Annotated in this window: 13 protein-coding genes; 5 read left to right on the top strand and 8 right to left on the bottom strand. The window is 70.4% G+C overall.

The window, feature by feature from the left end; all coding sequences use genetic code 11:
- Positions 1-108 precede the first annotated feature (108 nt).
- On the top strand, positions 109-1614 hold the full coding sequence (locus AC5L3X_RS25055; RefSeq protein ID WP_494860026.1) for an RICIN domain-containing protein: 1506 nt from the start codon (positions 109-111) through the stop codon (positions 1612-1614).
- A gap of 201 nt (positions 1615-1815) precedes the next feature.
- Entirely contained in the window at positions 1816-2409 is a 594-nt protein-coding gene (locus tag AC5L3X_RS25060; protein ID WP_494860027.1) for a DinB family protein, read from the top strand.
- A gap of 126 nt (positions 2410-2535) precedes the next feature.
- Here AC5L3X_RS25060 and AC5L3X_RS25065 read toward each other — a convergent pair whose 3' ends face one another.
- Positions 2536-2913: a hypothetical protein gene (locus AC5L3X_RS25065; RefSeq protein WP_189125298.1), complete on the bottom strand. Its 378-nt coding sequence runs from the start codon at positions 2911-2913 to the stop codon at positions 2536-2538.
- A 567-nt stretch (positions 2914-3480) separates the two neighbouring features.
- Entirely contained in the window at positions 3481-4737 is a 1257-nt protein-coding gene (locus tag AC5L3X_RS25070; RefSeq protein ID WP_494860029.1) for an MFS transporter, read from the bottom strand.
- A 199-nt stretch (positions 4738-4936) separates the two neighbouring features.
- Between AC5L3X_RS25070 and AC5L3X_RS25075 the strand changes: the two genes are divergently transcribed.
- Positions 4937-5797, top strand: a complete 861-nt coding sequence (locus tag AC5L3X_RS25075) for an NAD(+)/NADH kinase (RefSeq protein ID WP_494860030.1) — start codon at positions 4937-4939, stop codon at positions 5795-5797.
- Here the strand turns inward: AC5L3X_RS25075 and AC5L3X_RS25080 are convergent.
- Positions 5743-7002 (bottom strand): YibE/F family protein, encoded by a 1260-nt coding sequence (locus tag AC5L3X_RS25080; RefSeq protein ID WP_494860031.1) that lies wholly within the window; start codon positions 7000-7002, stop codon positions 5743-5745. The two genes, AC5L3X_RS25075 and AC5L3X_RS25080, sit on opposite strands and share 55 nt — an antisense overlap.
- A 133-nt stretch (positions 7003-7135) precedes the next feature.
- On the opposite strand from AC5L3X_RS25080, the gene AC5L3X_RS25085 reads away from it, so the two are divergent.
- The gene (locus tag AC5L3X_RS25085) at positions 7136-7849 is read left to right on the top strand and encodes a DUF72 domain-containing protein (RefSeq protein ID WP_494860033.1); all 714 of its coding nucleotides are present in this window, start codon (positions 7136-7138) and stop codon (positions 7847-7849) included.
- On the top strand, positions 7850-8821 hold the full coding sequence (locus AC5L3X_RS25090) for a magnesium transporter CorA family protein (RefSeq protein WP_494860035.1): 972 nt from the start codon (positions 7850-7852) through the stop codon (positions 8819-8821).
- Here AC5L3X_RS25090 and AC5L3X_RS25095 read toward each other — a convergent pair.
- From AC5L3X_RS25095 to AC5L3X_RS25115, 5 genes are all read right to left on the bottom strand, one after another.
- The gene (locus AC5L3X_RS25095) at positions 8788-9201 is read right to left on the bottom strand and encodes a DUF1850 domain-containing protein (protein ID WP_494860037.1); all 414 of its coding nucleotides are present in this window, start codon (positions 9199-9201) and stop codon (positions 8788-8790) included. The two genes, AC5L3X_RS25090 and AC5L3X_RS25095, sit on opposite strands and share 34 nt — an antisense overlap.
- A 68-nt stretch (positions 9202-9269) precedes the next feature.
- On the bottom strand, positions 9270-10223 hold the full coding sequence (locus tag AC5L3X_RS25100; RefSeq protein WP_494860039.1) for a TAXI family TRAP transporter solute-binding subunit: 954 nt from the start codon (positions 10221-10223) through the stop codon (positions 9270-9272).
- Positions 10220-12358 (bottom strand): TRAP transporter permease, encoded by a 2139-nt coding sequence (locus AC5L3X_RS25105; RefSeq protein WP_494860041.1) that lies wholly within the window; start codon positions 12356-12358, stop codon positions 10220-10222. The genes AC5L3X_RS25100 and AC5L3X_RS25105 overlap by 4 nt, the downstream gene beginning before the upstream one ends.
- A 90-nt stretch (positions 12359-12448) precedes the next feature.
- Complete coding sequence (thrS, locus tag AC5L3X_RS25110; RefSeq protein WP_494860043.1) at positions 12449-13648, bottom strand: threonine--tRNA ligase; 1200 nt, start codon at positions 13646-13648, stop codon at positions 12449-12451.
- A gap of 131 nt (positions 13649-13779) precedes the next feature.
- On the bottom strand, positions 13780-14247 hold the full coding sequence (locus AC5L3X_RS25115) for an adenylyltransferase/cytidyltransferase family protein (protein ID WP_494860045.1): 468 nt from the start codon (positions 14245-14247) through the stop codon (positions 13780-13782).
- Between the last annotated feature and the right edge of the window lie 96 nt (positions 14248-14343).

Consider the following 14343-nt stretch of genomic DNA (forward strand, 5'->3'; position numbering starts at 1 on the left):
CCACCCTGGTGTCCGTCGAAAGGCTCGGCACGAACACGTTTGTCGCGAAGCACCCGCTGTGTGATCATGATCGACGGTCAGATCACTGACGGACTTCAGGAGAGAACCATGTCCGCGCACATACGCCGCCTGATGGCCTTCCTCGCGGTGCTGGTCATGGCGGCGGCGAGTCCATTAGCCGGCCAGGCCCTCGGCTGGGCGGGGCCGGCGGAGGCCCGTGCGAGCGCTGTGCCCCCGAACTTCGTCCACCGGGAAGGCAAGGACCTGAAGCTGGACGGGCGACCGTACCGGTTCGTGGGCTTCAACGCCTTCGGCATGACCGGCTGCGCGACCGGGACCGCGTGGACCCAGGCCGAGCTCGACGCCTACTTCAGCGGGCTCCCACCGGCGGCCATGACCCGCACCTGGGCCTTCGAGTGGTTCGGCGTCGAGGCTCTGGACCGGATCGTCGCATCGGCCGAGGCCCACGGCCAGAAGCTGATCTTCTCGCTGGCCAACCAGGGGCAGGACTGCGGCGAGTCCGCCAAGGATCTGGCCTGGTATCGGACCGGCTATCAGGGGGCCTACCTGTCCTGGGTGACCACGGTGGTCTCACGCTTCAAGGACTCACCCGCTATCGGCATGTGGGAGCTCATCAATGAGCCGGGCAACGGACTGGCGCTCGACGTCACCACGTTGAAGAACTTCTTCGACGCCACCGCCGCCACCATCAAGCGCATCGACCCCCACCACCTGGTGGAGACCGGCACCATGGCCGAATACACCCACCCGGACAAATACACCGACTACGCGATCCTGCACAGTGGCCCCGACATCGATGTGGGCAGCCTGCACGAGTACGACCAGGACCACAGCGATCAGATCGTCTCCCGGCACCTCGCGCCCACGATGACGCCGGTGTACAAGCTCAACAAGCCGTTCATCATCGGGGAAACCGGGATCGTCGCCGGACCGGGCTGCGCCATCTCCCTGGCCACCCGGGCCACGATGTTCAAGCGGGAGTTCGATGGCGACTTCCTGTCGGGCGCGGCCGGGGTGCTGATCTGGACCTACTCGCCCAACGCCCGATCGGCCGATCCCGCGCAACAGTGCATGCACCAGGTCCGTCTCCCGGACTCCGACCCGACCATCGCGATGGTCCGCGGCTACACCGCCCCGGCGACGGTCACCGCGCCCACCGGCCCGCGCGCCATCAAGCTTCGCGGGTTCACCGACAGGTGCCTGGACGTGCCGTCATCCTCCACCAGCGACGGCACTGTGATCCAGCTGTACACCTGCAACAACACCGGAGCGCAACGGTTCACGTTCCAGCCGGCGACCGACGGCTTCTACCGCATCCTCAACCAGGCCAGCGGCAAGTGCCTCGACGTGGGAGGCAAGCTGGACGAACTCAACGCGCCTGTCCGGCAGATGACCTGCGCGTCCACCCTCGTGGCCGCGCCCAACCAGCAGTTCCGGCTCGAGCCCACGGACAGCGGGTACTACCGTGTGATCCCCCGGCACAGCATCATGTGCTTCAGGATGAAGGACGGCAGCACTGCCATCCGCACGCAGTTGACCCAGTACGACTGCAAGACGCCCCTGTTGATGACCCAGCAGTACACGATCGCCTGACAACCGCCGGTCCCGGCGCATGCCGGGACCGTATGGCTTCAACTCTGTCGCCGCATCCAGTCGGCGCTGCGGCTCTTCTCCGTGACGATCAGCGCGAGTACGGTGAGCACCCGCTCGTGCCTCGTTCGGCACCGCTCGCCTCGTCCAGGTCGCCACCCATAGCGGACTGATGCTGTCCGCCAGGGGTGTCAGGGTGCCTTCATGAACGCAGACGAACTCGATTGGAACCGGACGCTGCGCGAGCAGTGGGAGTTCCATTGGAACCATCAGCTCCGAGGCCGGCTGGACGGCCTCACCGACGACGAGTATTTCTGGTCGCCGGTGCCGGACGCCTGGAGCGTGCGGCCGCGCGGCAGTTCGAAGGCGCCCGTGCAGGTCGGCGCCGGGGACTTCACCATGGACTACGCCTTCCCCGAGCCGGTCCCCACGGCCTTCAGCACGATCGCCTGGCGACTCGGTCACGTCATCGTCGGCGTGCTCGCCGCGCGCAACGCGGCGCACTTCGGCGCGCCGGCGGCGTCGTACGAGACCTGGGAGTACGCCGGCAGCGCGGCCACCGCGCTCGACCAGCTCGAAGCCCAGCTCGACGGTTGGCTGGCCGGGGTGCGCGGTCTCGGCGAGACAGGGCTGCGGGTCCCGGTCGGCGCCAAGGAGCCCTTTCCTGAGCTGCCCATGGCCGATCTGGTGCTGCACATCCACCGCGAGCTGATCCACCACCTGTCCGAGGTCTGCCTGTTGCGTGATCTCTACCTGCACACGAACCCGCTCGTGGACGGACTGCGCCACGACCGCTGACGGGTCCGGCCGGCCCAGGTGAGGTACGGGCTCGGGCGGCGTCCGGGCCTGAATGGGCGGTCGCCCCGCGAGGGCATGCCTCGCGGGGCGACCGTCACCGCAGGGCCTCGTCAGGGCCCGGTGAGATCACTGGTTGCGGTTGATGTTCTCGTTGCGGTTGATGTTCTCGTTCCGGTTCAGGTTCTGATTCCGGTTGAGGTTTTCGTTCCGGTTCAGGTTCTCGTTCCGGTTCATGTTCTCGTTGCGGTTGCCGCTGCCGCCGCCGCCGTTGCGGCACCACTGGCGCCGCCACTCACCGTGGGAGCGGCAGTAGTAGCACCTTCTGCCATTGCGCCACCGCCACTCGCACCTGCGAGCCGAGCTCTGCGGCGTGATCGAGGCCTGCTGGCTGACGGTCGCGTACGTGGTGGTCGAACTGGAGGCGCTGGACGGCATGGCCGCGAAGGTTCCTGCGACGATCGTGGATCCCGCCATCGTGGCGGTGATGAGCAGACGCTTGAGCACCAGAGATCACTCCCTGAATGTTGTCGAGTCCCAGATGCATGGGATCGGGTGAGCGTCGGAATCGGTTTTCCCGGGATGCGCCGATGCGGCGCGCTGAACATTTCTCAGAGTAAGCACGGCGCCTGGCGGCGGTCTTCCGGAGAGCGGCAAAGCCTTATTTCCGGCCCCTCTCCACCTGAAAGTGAATTGTCGGATATCCCTGGTGGCAGCGGCCTTGCGAGCCGAGGACGGCCGACTGATGCCGAGCCGGGAATGCGTTCTCCCGATCCGGGGAGTTCTCGCGGATTCCCGAGTGCCATCAATGGTGCGCCAGCGACACGGTAAATGGAGGGAAAGGGCACCTGGAGCCCCAAGGTCGTGACGACGTTGCCCGCGCGGAACGATTTCCTGGGCAAAGCCCGCTCGATGCCCCAGGAGGCCCCGGCGACCTCCCGGAATTCGTACATTCCGGGGTTCCGCGGGTTTGCCGGGCCGGCCGCGGAAGACGGACGAGGCCCAGCGCCACCATCGTCAACGCCCGTCTCAAGGGAGCCGCCGGCACTTCTCGTCCCAGCGGGCCCCAAGGTCTCAGGAGGTCACCGGGACGAGACGGGCGTCGTCGTGCGGGTCGTCGAGACGGGCCAGCCGGGTCTCGCCCCGCCAGCGCATCAGCAGCAGGGCCGCCACCAGCATCAGCGCCCCGGCCCAGCAGACCGCCGTGCGCGGGCCGAGCCGGTCCGAGACGAACCCCTGGACCAGCCCCCCGATCGGGAAGGACGCCGTGTAGCACATGATCCGGCAGGCGATCACCCTGCCGCGCATGTGGTCGGCCACGATGACCTGCATCGAGGTGTTCACCGCCGAGACGACCGCCAGGAAGCACCCGCCGACCACCACCAGCGCGATCACGCCGAACACGTAATCGGGAGCGACGCCGAAGGCCACGATGCCCAGGCCATAGATCAGCAGGCCCCAGCGCACCACCTGGCCAAGGCTCACCTGGTGGTTCCAGCCCGAGACGAGGGGCGCCGCGATGACCGCGCCGAGCCCGAACGCGGCGTTGAGAATGCCCAGCCCGACCGGCCCCACCGCGAAGACGCTCTCCGCGAACACCACGGTGAACTGGAAGATCGGGTTGCCCAGCACGCCCACCAGGACGGAGACCACCAGCGCCATGACCAGCCCCGGCCGGCGGCGGATGTAGCCGAGGGCGGCGAGGAACCGGCGGATGACGCCTCCCGACGCGGGGTACGCGGGCCGCGCCGGCGTGGTGCGGATCAGCGTCAGCGCGCCGAGCACGAACAGGAACGACACGGCGTTCAGCAGGAACGTCCACGACGGGCCCAGCACGGCGAGCAGCAGCCCGGCGAGCGCCGGGCCGATCGAGCGGGCGGCGTTGAACTGCAGGGAGTTGAGCGTCACCGCCGAGTGCAGATCACCGCGAGGGACCAGGTCGCTGACGAACGACTGCCAGCTTGGCAGGTTGATGCCCGCGAAGACGCCGCCGACGCCGACCAGCAGGAGCAGGACGACCGGCTGGTGCCACCCCGAGGTCCAGCACGCCCACAGCAGCAGCGCCGAGAGGGCCATCCCGGACTGCGTGAACAGCAGCACCCGCTTGCGGTTGCGGCGGTCGGCGATCGACCCGCCTGCCGGGGCCAGGAAGATGCCGGGCAGGAACTGCGCGACGCTCACCAGGGCGACCCACAGGGCGCTCTCGGTGATCTGGTAGAGCACGTACGGCACTGCCAGGTTGCTCAGCCAGCTCCCGGTGTTGGAGACCAGGGCGCCACACCAGAAGATGGTGAAGTCCCGCTGCCGGAAGGCGCGGAACGAGTGACGCACCCCCCGGGGGGCTGCCTCCCCGTCGGCCGGCGTCTCATCCGTGTCGCTCGCGGACCTCGAGTGTCGTTGCCGTTTCAAGCCCGACATTCCTCTCCTTCGCTGGGGGACGACACGTCCTGTTGTAGTTTCCTGCGGAAAACCCCAGCAACGGGAGAGTTCCGGCGAAGGGCCTGGCAGGAGCCCCCGTAGGGTGGTCCTCATGGGGATGGTCGGGACGGTCGGGCTGGTGCTCCACCCGGAGCGCGACTCGGCGGAGGCGATCGACACCATCGTGGGCTGGGCCGGCGAGAGAGGCGTCACCGTGCTCGGGCTGCCCAAGGAGGTGGGCCGCATCGACTGCAGCGCCGTGGGCGTCGACGCCGCCACGCTCGCCGAGCGGGCCGATCTGGTGGTGAGTCTCGGCGGCGACGGCACCATGCTGCGCACGATGCGGCTGATCGCCGGACGGCCCACGCCCGTGCTCGGCGTCAACCTCGGGCGGCTCGGCTTCCTGGCCGAGATCGACGTCCGCGACCTGCCCGCGACCCTGACGGCCATCGACGCCGACGACTACACCGTCGAGCCGCGCATGGCGGTGCGCACCACGCTCCGCGAGGGCCGCCAGGTGATCGCGTTCAACGACATCGCGCTGGCCCGCATCCCCGGCGAGGGGCTGACCGTCGTCTCCGTCGCGCCGGGCGGCGACCCGTTCGTCAGATACGCCGCCGACGCGGTGATCGTGGCCACCTCCACCGGCTCCACCGCCTACAGCTTCTCGGCCGGCGGGCCGATCGTCTCACCCCGTGTGGAGGCCGTGCTGGTCGTCCCGGCCGCCGCCCACTCGGCCTTCAACCGGGCCCTGGTGCTGCCCGCCGACGAGCAGGTGGAGCTCGAACTGCTGCCCAGCAGCGGGCGGCTGGCCGTCGAGGTCGACGGCGCCGTCCTGGGGCACCTGGGCCCGGGCGACCGCATCACGGTCGCCGCCCTGCCCGGCGCGGCCCGGGTGGTGCGGCTCGGCACCACGTTCTACGAGCGCGCCCGCCGCAAGCTGCGGGTCGGCGGCAGCGCCGAGGCCGGCTGACCGCCGTGGGCGCCGGGCCGGCGGGGCGCCTCCTCCGGGTCGCGCCGCGTCGCCACCAGCGCCGCCAGGGCCGTGGTGATCGGCACCGCCGAGATCAGGCCCAGCGTGCCCACCACGCTGCGGACGATCTCCTGGGCGATGACCGGAGTGGTCAGCACCTCGCCCAGCGGCTGCTCGCCGACGCTGAAGAGCAGCAGCAGGGGCAGCGACGCCCCCGCGTACGCCAGGATGATCGTGTTGATCACCGAGGCGATGTGCGCCCGGCCGACCCGGCTGCCGGCCCGGTAGAGGCGGCGGAACCGGTAGGAGGGGTTGGCCGCGGCCAGCTCGCCGACCGTGACCGCCTGCGTGACCGTGACGTCGTCCAGCACGCCCAGCGCGCCGATGATGATGCTGGCCAGCAGCAGCCCCTGGGTGTCGATGGACAGGCTGAGGTCCAGCGTGAACGAGCTGTCGTCGGTGATGCCGCTGAGCCGGGCGAACCCGATGGCAGCGTAGGACAGCAGTCCGGTGAGCGTGAGGCTGGCGAGCGTGCCGAGCACGGCCATCGAGGTGGTCAGCGTGAAGCCGTGCGTCAGGTAGAGGACGGTCAGCATGATCGCCGCCGCGCCCACGATGGCCACCAGCATGGGCGGCTCGCCGCCGAGGATGCCGGGAATGACGAACGTGAGCAGCAGCACGAACGTGATCGCCAGCCCGGCGAGCGCCGTGACCCCGCGCCAGCGGCCGAAGGCGATCACCGCCAGCGCGAAGGCCAGCCCGCACAACCACAGCGGCGTCGACCGGTCGTGGTCGGAGATCTGGTAGCCGGACTCGCCCGACTCGCCGTCCTGGACGCTGATGAGCACCACGTCGTCGCCGGCGGCGAAGCGCTGGGCGCCCGGCCCGGTCGGCAGCCGCAGCGTCAGCTCGCGCCCGAGGTCGGGACCGTCATGCACCTTGACGGTGGCGTTGCCGCAGGTGGCCGGGTCGGAGCGGGGCGCGCCCGCCGACTGCTCGGGGCACGGTTTGAGAAGCACGGCCGTGATCGTCCCGGTGAGGCGCTCGACTCCGGCGGCGGGCTCCCGGGCGGGCTGACCGGAGGGCCAGAGCCACACGAGCATCGCCAGCGTCAGGGCCGCCACCGGCACCAGTACGGCGAGCGTCGCCACGACCGCGCGCCGCGAGCCGGGCAGGCCGGCGCCGTGCCCGTGATCACCACCCATTGAGACCCTTTCTCCGTGCCACGAAGGGTGACAGTAGTGCACCCGGAGGTGGGTGGCCGCCGGCCTCACGGATAGCCGCCTCATGGGTAGCCGCCTCATGGGTAGCCGCCGGGCTCACGGGTAGTCGCAGGGTATGGCGACGCTGGTGGGCACCTGCGGGTGGCAGTACAAGGACTGGCGCGGCGTCCTGTACCCCGAGGGCGTCCCGCAGCGGCTGTGGCTGCGCACCTACGCCGGGACGTTCCCCACCGTGGAGGTCGACAACGCCTTCTACCGGCTGCCGACGCCGCACACGTTCGCCAAGTGGCGCGACGAGACCCCCGACGGGTTCGTGATCGCGGTCAAGGCCAGCAGGTACATCACCCATATCAAGCGGCTGACCGACCCCGAGGAGCCGGTGGAGCACCTGATGGCGGCGGCCTCCCGGCTGAAGGACAAGCTCGGGCCGATCCTGCTGCAGTTGCCGCCCACGCTCAAGGCCGACCCCGGGCGGCTCGACCGGTGCCTGGCCTGCTTCCCGGGCGACGTGCGGGTGGCCGTCGAGTGCCGGCACGACTCGTGGTGGAGCGACGAGGTGCGTGACGTGCTGCAGGCCCGAGGGGCCGCGCTGTGCTGGGCGGACCGCCTCGGCCGTCCGGTGGCGCCGCTGTGGCGCACCGCCTCCTGGGGCTACCTGCGCTTCCACGAGGGGCGCGCCCAGCCCCACCCCTCGTACGGCGACGAGGCGCTGAAGACGTGGGCCGGCCGGGTCAAGGACGCCGGTTGGCAGGACGCCCTCGTCTACTTCAACAACGATCCCGGCGGCGCGGCCGTGCGCAATGCCTCCACGTTTGCGAGACTCGTCTAGGTGTACACCCGGCTGTATCGCCACGGCGTCCTCGAGAAGGAAGGCTTCCCGATCGAGGAGGTCTCCGACTACGTCAGCGATCCGGACAGTACGGTCTGGTTCGACCTGTGCTCCCCGACGCCCGAGGAGCTCGGCGCGCTGGGGGAGGAGCTCGGCCTGCACGAGCTGGCCGTCGAGGACGTGGTGTCCGAGCGCCAGCGCCCCAAGGTGGACATCTACGACAACCATCTGTTCATCACGGTCTTCGGCGTCCATCTGGACGGAGACCGGCTCGCCCCGGTCGAGGTCGACGTCTTCGTCACCGCCAACGCGCTGGTCACGATCCGCGAGAACGCCGGGTTCGACATCGACGAGGTGGTCAGGCGCTGGGACGCCTCCCGCCGGCTGGCCGGCCACGGCGTGGCCTACCTGCTGCACGGCCTGCTCGACCACGTGGTCGACAGCCACCTCGACTACGTCGAGAGCCTCGACGGCCAGGTCGACGACCTGGAGGAGTCTCTCTTCGAGGAGGCGAGCCGGGTCGGCGCCCGCGAGCTCCAGCGCACCGTCTACACGCTGCGCAGGAACGCCGCCATGTTCCGCAAGATCGCCCTGCCCATGCGGGAGGTGGTCGGCACCCTGCTGCGCCGGGAGCACGACCTGCCGGTGGCCCCGGAGATGAGGCCCTACTTCCACGACGTGTACGACCACACGCTGCGGGTCGACCAGTGGATCGACTCGCTGCGCGACCTGATGGCCAACCTGCGCGAGACCCGGCTGGCTCAGCAGGGCTTCCGGCTCAACGAGATCATGAAGCGTCTCACCGGCTGGGCGGCGGTGATCGCCGTGCCGACCGCCATCACCGGCTTCTACGGGATGAACGTGCCCTACCCGGGCGAGGGCCAGCCGTGGGGCTTCTGGTTGTCCTCCGCCCTGGTGGCCGTCAGCTCCGTCGCGCTCTACCTGGCGTTCAAGAAGAGGGACTGGTTGTAGGGCGGCGGGCACGGCCCGCCCCGGCCGGTCGTCGTGAGCGCGACCGCCAGCCGCACCTGCCTGGCGCCCAAGGTGGGGTGGAGCGGCAGGCAGCGGCCGCCCGCGACCAGGGTCCGGCGCCCGATCGGCGTGGCGATCAGCGGCAGCTCGTCGTACGTGGCGGGCGTGGCCAGCCGGAGCATCCACCCGCCGCCGGGCAGGCGGCTCCGCACGCCGTCCAGCGCGTAGTAGTCGAGCACGCCGCCGCTGGTGGAGACGACGGCCCGCATGGTGAAGCGGCGCCCCCGGACCGTGAACAGCTCGGCCGAGGGCGCGCGGTAGACCGAATGCACGTAGGCCAGCGCGAAGACCCCCGGCTCGGGCAGGACCAGCCCGTGCACCGCCGGAAGCCCGGCTCCCGAGGCGGAGCCGGACGCCAGCAGGGCGGCGAGCGCCAGGAGCAGCCTGGTCAGCCCTTCTCCTTGAAGTAGCGGGCCGCGCCCGGGTGCAGCGCGACCGGCTCGACCTGCCGGCCGAGCGCCGGGTCGAGCTTGGCGGCCTCCGGGTGCACCGCCGTCAGCTCGGTCTTCTTCTCGAACAGCGTCCTGGTGATGTCGTAGGCGAGCTGGTCGCTCATCGTGTCGGGCACCAGCAGCACGTTGGCCACGCCGACCGTCTTGATGGTGCCCGACAGTTTGTACACCGACAGGTCGACGTCGAGCCCGACGTACTGCTTGCCGTACTTGGCCTGCATGCCGGCGAGGGCGTCGGCGGTGTCGAGCATCTTCATGTCGGGCTTGCTCGTGGCCAGGTCGACCACGCCGGCCGTGGGCAGGCCGCCGACCCAGAAGAACGCGTCGATGGTGCCGTCCTTGACCGCCTGCACCGACTCGTTGATGGACAACTGCTGCTTGGAGATGTCGGTGTCGGGGTTGAGCCCGGCGGCCTCCAGCATGCGCCGGGCCACGACCTGGGTGCCGGAGTTGGGCGGGCCGAGCGAGACCTTCTTGCCCTTGAGGTCGGCCACCTTGGCCGCCTCGACGCCGGGCGCGACGACCACGTGCGCGTAGTTGTCGTAGATCCGGGCGATGGCCTTGACCGGCTGCTTCGCGGTGAAGGAGCCGGTGCCGCTGACAGCGTCGGCCGCCGTGTCGGTCTGCGAGAACCCGATGTCGGCCTTGCCGGTGGCCAGCAGCTTGATGTTCTCGATCGAGGCCGACGTGACGGAGGCCGTGGCCTGGGTGTTGGCGATATTGGCGGTCAGCTGCTTGGCCAGGCCGCCGCCGTAGACGTAGTAGACGCCGGTCGTGCCACCGGTCGCGATCGACAGCCGGTTGCCCGAGCCGCCTCCCGCTCCACCGCCGCAGCCCGCCGCCCCGGCGGCCAGCACACTCGCGGCGAACACCGCAATGATCCGCTTCACGCTGGGTCTCTCCTTCTTCTGATGAGGTGTACGGCTGCCGCGACGGCCAGCACGCCCAGGCCCGCGACGATGGGGACAGGTTCGAGGAAGAGCAGCAGCACGGCGGCGACGGCCGCGAGCACGCGTTCCGGCCAGCCGCTCAGCCCGCCGGTGGCCATCGCCAGCGCCGCCACGGCCACGGCCGACACCGCGGTCATCAGCAGCACGGTGCCGAACGGCCCCTGCCCGAGCAGCGCCTGGCCGTTGGGGGTGAGCACGAACGCGAACGGCACCAGGAAGGCGGGCAGCGTGTAGCGCCAGGTCATCATCATCGTCTTGTAGGTGTTGCCGCCGGTGATGGCGGCCGCCGCCACCGCCGACAGCGCGGTCGGCGGGCTGACCTCCGACAGCACCGCGTAGTAGAACACGAACATGTACGCCTCGGCGGGCGCGACGCCGAGCGTGGTCAGCGCCGGTCCGATGATGACCGCGGCGATGATGAAGCTCGCGGTCACCGGCACGGCCAGGCCCAGCAGCATGACCGCGATGCCCGACATGACGGTGGTCAGGATGAGGTTGCCCGCGGCGACGTCCACGATGATCGCGCTGAGGTTGAGCCCGAGCCCGGTCTGGGTGATGACGCCGACGATGATGCCCGCCGCCGCGCACACGGCGGTCACCGGCAGCACCTCCAGCGTGCCCTTGGCCAGCGCCTGCCCGACGCGCCGGGGCCCCATGCGGTGGGCCGGGTCGAGGAAGGAGAGCGCGAACGCGATGAAGGTGGCGATCACCACCGACTGGAAGGCCGACCGGTCGAGCGCCATCAGCACGATGATGAGGATGAGCGAGCTGAAGTGGTAGCCGAAGCGCAGCAGCAGCCTGCCCGCCCGAGGGGAGTCGACCCGCACGGCTTGGGTGTTGAAGCGCCGGGAGTCGATCTCGATGGCCAGGAAGATGCCCAGGTAGTAGAGGATCGTGGGGATCGTGGCGTAGATGAGCACCTCGAGGTAGCTCACTCTGAGATATTCGGCGATGATGAACGCCGCCGCGCCCAGCGTGGGCGGCGACAGGATGGCGCCGATGCCGCCGGCGGCCAGGATGCCGCCCGCGGGCTCCTTGGGATAGCCGGCCCGCCTCAGCACCGGCCACGCGACGCTGCCCAGGCTGACGGTGGTGGCGACGCCCGAGCCGGAGACGGTGCCGAGCAGGAATCCGGCCGTGGTGACCGTGCGGCCGGGGGCGGCGCGGGACTTGCGGAAGGCGGCGAAGCTCAGATCGATGAAGAACTTGCTGGCGCCCGAATAGTCGAGGACGGCGCCGTAGATGGTGAAAAGAATGATGTAACTGGCGGCCACCTGGAGGGGCACTCCGAAGAATCCCTCGGTGCCCGTGTAAAGCTGCGAGACGATCTGGGAGAGATCGAACCCTCGATGGCCGATCGTCCAATTGATCGGCAAATACGCCCCGAAATACGCATAAACCAGGAAAATACCGCAAATGATGGCGAACGCGGCGCCGACCGTGCGCCGTACCGCCTCCAGCAGCAGCACGGTCAGCAGCAGCCCGGCGAACACGTCGAGGCCGGTCAGCGCCGACCCCGAGCCCCGGTCGCGGAACGCGTCGATGGCGAGCAGCGGGTAGACGAGCACCGCGAGCGAGGCCGCGGCCAGCAGCCAGTCGGCGACCGTCGGCCGGTCACCCCGCCGCCCGCCCGGCGCGGACGGCCCGACCTGCGCGCCGCCCGGCGCCGGCCGCTCGGCGACGGCGAGCGCCGCATCCCCGTCGCCCAGGGGCGGGTCGAGTGCCGCGTCTCCGCCCTCGGCTGGCGAGTCGATCGCGAGCGCGGCGTCCGGGCCGGGATCGCCGGCCGGCGGACCCGACTCGTCCTCGGTACGGCGCACCCCGGGCAGCCGGTGGAACAGGGACGACAGCCCCGAGCGGTAGCAGACGAAGACCAGCGGCAGCGCCACCGCCAGGAACGTCATCCGATGCTCCAGCGCCTCCACGGGCCGGAACACCACGATCAGCGAGTAGGCCGACAGCAGCCCGCCCACGATCCACACCCCGAGCCGGAGCGGCCCGGTCAGCTGCCGGGCGGGGCGTTCCTGCTCATGGGCCGAAACCAGTTCTGCGGCGCGATCGCTGAGCTCCGTCAAAGAAAACCTCCCCGACACGGCGTAGGGGGGACTTTACGAGCCGCTTACCGGGATGCGGAAGGGGTTGTTATCTTTCTTTGACTTCCCGGGTCAGTAAACCGGTCGCGATATGCGGGCCAATTCCTCGACCGGCACCTCACCCGCCTGCTCGCCACCGCGCAGCCGCACCGAGAACGCGCCGCTCACCGCCTCGCGCGGCCCGACCACCAACTGGTACGGCACCAGCCGATGCGCCCTGATCCGGGCGCCCAGGCTGCCCCGGTCGGGCGCGGCCAGTTCGGCCCGCAGCCCGGCGGCGACGCAGCGGCGCAGCACGTCGCGGCCCGTCGGCAGCTCGGCGTCGGAGAGGGGCAGCACGACCGCCTGCACCGGCGCGAGCCACGCGGGGAACGCGCCGCCGTGCACCTCGATCAGATGGGCCACCAGCCGCTCCAGGCCGCCCACCACGCTGCGGTGCACCATCACCGGCCGCCGCCCGCCGGCGTAGCCGAGGTCGAAGCGCTCCGGCTGGTAGAGATCGACCTGGACGGTCGACAGGGTCGACTCGCGTCCCGCCGGATCGGCGATCTGCACGTCGATCTTCGGGCCGTAGAAGGCCCCCTCACCGCGTTCCTCGTCGTACTCACGGCCGTGCTCGCGCAGCACGTCGCGCAGGATCGCCTCCGACCGCGCCCACATGGCCGGATCGTCGACGAACTTGGCGCCGTCGCCGCGCAGCGAGAGCCGGTAGCGGGCCGCCTCGATGCCGAGCTGGGCGTGCGCGGCCTCGATCAGGTCGAGCGCGGCCGACGCCTCCGCGGCGGCGTCCTCCGGCGCGCAGAACACGTGCCCGTCGTTGAGCTGGATCGCCCGCACCCGGGTCAGCCCGCCCAGCACGCCCGACAGCTCCGAGCGGTACATGCCGCCCAGCTCGGCGACGCGCAGCGGCAGGTCACGATGGCTGCGCGAGCGCGAGCGATAGATCAGCGCGTGGTGCGGGCACAGGCTGGGCCGCAGCACGAACTCCTCGCCGCCCACCCGCATGGGCGGGAACATGTCCTCGGCGTAGTGCGCCCAGTGCCCGGACCGCTCGTACAGCTCCCGCTTGCCCAGCACGGGGGAGTTGACGTGCTGGTAGCCGCTCCGGCGTTCGAGCTCGTAGACGTAGTCCTCGATGGTCTTGCGGATCGCCGCGCCGGTCGGCAGCCAGTAGGGCAGCCCGGAGCCGACCAGTGGGTCGGTGTCGAAGATGGCCAGCTCGCGGCCGAGCCTGCGGTGGTCGTTGAGCCGGCCGCTCGGGTGGTCGTTCATCGGAAACCCTTCGGTGAAGGGCGAACGACCAACTGTCCCGGGCGTTCGCCCGGGAAGCATGGAATCAGCGCGCCGGGAACGGGTCCGGCGTCGTCGTGACGGAAGCGCGCTGCATGGATCTACGGTAGCACTCAGCCCTTGCCGGCCGCGTTGACGATGCGGGTGGTCGAGCGGCCGGGAATGGCCTGCATCTCCCAGCATTCGGCGCCCAGCAGGGCCGCCGCGGCGCACCGGCCGCCCGCGTGCGGGTCGCCCGCGGTGTGCGCGAGCGCGCCCGGCTCCATCGGGGCGAGCAGGTCGATGTAGTCCTCGGGGCCGTGCGCCTCGGGCGGGCCGGTGACGATGAACACGCCGCTCACGAAGCGGAGCGCGGCCAGCACCTCGGCGCGCTCGCCGGCAGGGTTGAGGGGGCGGCTCGGCCCCTTCCAGGCACGCACCCTCGGGTCGTCCTCCACACCGATGACCAGCGGGAGACCACGGGCGGCCACCGCGCCCAGGTAGCGCACGTGACCCACGTGCAGGATGTCGAACACCCCGGTGACGACCGCTGCCCCCGGCCGGGCGTACGGCTGCACCCAGACGGCCTCCAGGCTGCTCACGCGGGCACCCTCCTCGTCGATGCGTCGATCGCAGACTACTCGGTTCGCCGGTACGGACGGACAGGTGACCATTGGAAAGGGCATTCCTACCTTTTC

The sequence above is a fragment of the Nonomuraea sp. CX421 genome (assembly GCF_059358955.1).

Bases quoted from the DNA above. Each gene is read 5' to 3' on its own strand.
- AC5L3X_RS25055 (WP_494860026.1), top strand. From the start codon at position 109: ATGTCCGCGCACATACGCCGCCTGATGGCCTTCCTCGCGGTGCTGGTC.
- AC5L3X_RS25060 (WP_494860027.1), top strand. From the start codon at position 1,816: ATGAACGCAGACGAACTCGATTGGAACCGGACGCTGCGCGAGCAGTGG.
- AC5L3X_RS25075 (WP_494860030.1), top strand. From the start codon at position 4,937: ATGGGGATGGTCGGGACGGTCGGGCTGGTGCTCCACCCGGAGCGCGAC.
- AC5L3X_RS25080 (WP_494860031.1), bottom strand. From the start codon at position 7,002: ATGGGTGGTGATCACGGGCACGGCGCCGGCCTGCCCGGCTCGCGGCGC.
- AC5L3X_RS25085 (WP_494860033.1), top strand. From the start codon at position 7,136: ATGGCGACGCTGGTGGGCACCTGCGGGTGGCAGTACAAGGACTGGCGC.
- thrS (WP_494860043.1), bottom strand. From the start codon at position 13,648: ATGAACGACCACCCGAGCGGCCGGCTCAACGACCACCGCAGGCTCGGC.